Origin of the sequence: Kitasatospora sp. NPDC047058 (assembly GCF_040643935.1) — a bacterium.
Taxonomy (GTDB): Bacteria; Actinomycetota; Actinomycetes; order Streptomycetales; family Streptomycetaceae; genus Kitasatospora.
Genome location: NZ_JBEYVJ010000951.1, coordinates 1 through 1,083 on the forward strand (window position 1 = coordinate 1; position 1,083 = coordinate 1,083).

At 71.3% G+C, this 1,083-nt stretch carries 2 protein-coding genes; one reads left to right on the forward strand and one right to left on the reverse strand.

All coding sequences use genetic code 11. From position 1 onward, the window contains the following. A partial coding sequence (locus ABZ885_RS41870; protein ID WP_360200548.1) for a TetR/AcrR family transcriptional regulator occupies window positions 1-307 on the reverse strand: 307 nt, incomplete at its 3' end. A 90-nt stretch (window positions 308-397) separates the two neighbouring features. Between ABZ885_RS41870 and ABZ885_RS41875 the strand changes: the two genes are divergently transcribed. Beyond that, complete coding sequence (locus ABZ885_RS41875; RefSeq protein ID WP_360200550.1) at window positions 398-919, forward strand: hypothetical protein; 522 nt, start codon at window positions 398-400, stop codon at window positions 917-919. Window positions 920-1,083 lie beyond the last annotated feature (164 nt).

Below are 1,083 nucleotides of genomic sequence, written 5' to 3' on the forward strand. Positions count from 1 at the left end.
CGGGGCGGGAGATCCCGAACTCCACCACCGTGTCCCAGCCGCGGCGCAGGTCCTCCACCGCGTCCTGCGGCTCGGGGTCGAGCTGTGCGCGCTTGCTCTCCAGGAACTGCGCGTAGCCGTGCTCGGCGACGGCCTCGAGGAGCCCCTCCTTGTCGCCGAAGAGGCGGTAGATCGCCGGCGGCTGCATCCCGGCCGCGGCGGCGACGGCGCGGGTGCTCACCGCGTCCGGGCCGCCGCTCTCCAGCAGCCCGACGGCCGCCTCGACGATGCGGCGGCGGGGACTGTCGACGGTGTTACGAAGAGGCATGAAATCAATGATATCGGACGCTTGATTCCATCGTTAGTTCCAGTGTTACCATCGTAACGATTCCACTGGAAACACATGGGGAGAACTTCCATGATCATCGTGACCGGAGCCACCGGGAAGCTCGGCCGCCGTACCGTCGAACGCCTCCTGGACCGCGTCCCCGCCGACCACATCGGCGTCAGCGTCCGTGACCCCCGCAAGGCCCAGGACCTCGCCGGCGACATCGCCCTCCCCGCCGACGGCCCCGTCGCCTGGACCGGCCACGACGACCTCGCCGAGGCCACCGCGGCGATCCTCACCGAGGAGGAGGGCCGCTTCGAGGGGCCGACCCCGCCGCTCACCGGACCGGCCGCGCTCGACTTCGACGCCGTCGCCGAGATCGCGGCCCGGGCCACCGGGCGGCCGTTCACCCGCACCGTCGTCCCCGACCACGCCTTCCGCGAGCAGACACTGGCGCACGGCGCCCCGGCCCCGATCGCCGACCTGATCGTGAGCATCTTCGCAGCGGCACGCAACGGCGAGTTCACCACCGTCGACCCGACACTGGCCGAGCTGATCGGGCGGGAGCCCGCCGCCTTCGGCGCCCTGCTGGAGCACGCCTGGGCCGAATAGACCCCGCGGGCCGCGCAGAAGGCGTGGGCCCGACCATGCACGCGGCTGAACCCGCCGTGATCATCCGGTGAAACACGCGCCCCTGAGGCCCCGGACCAACACGCGAGCGTCAGGTGAACTGCTCCTTCAGCTCGCCGATCAGGTCCTCGATGGCGAGGGTGGAG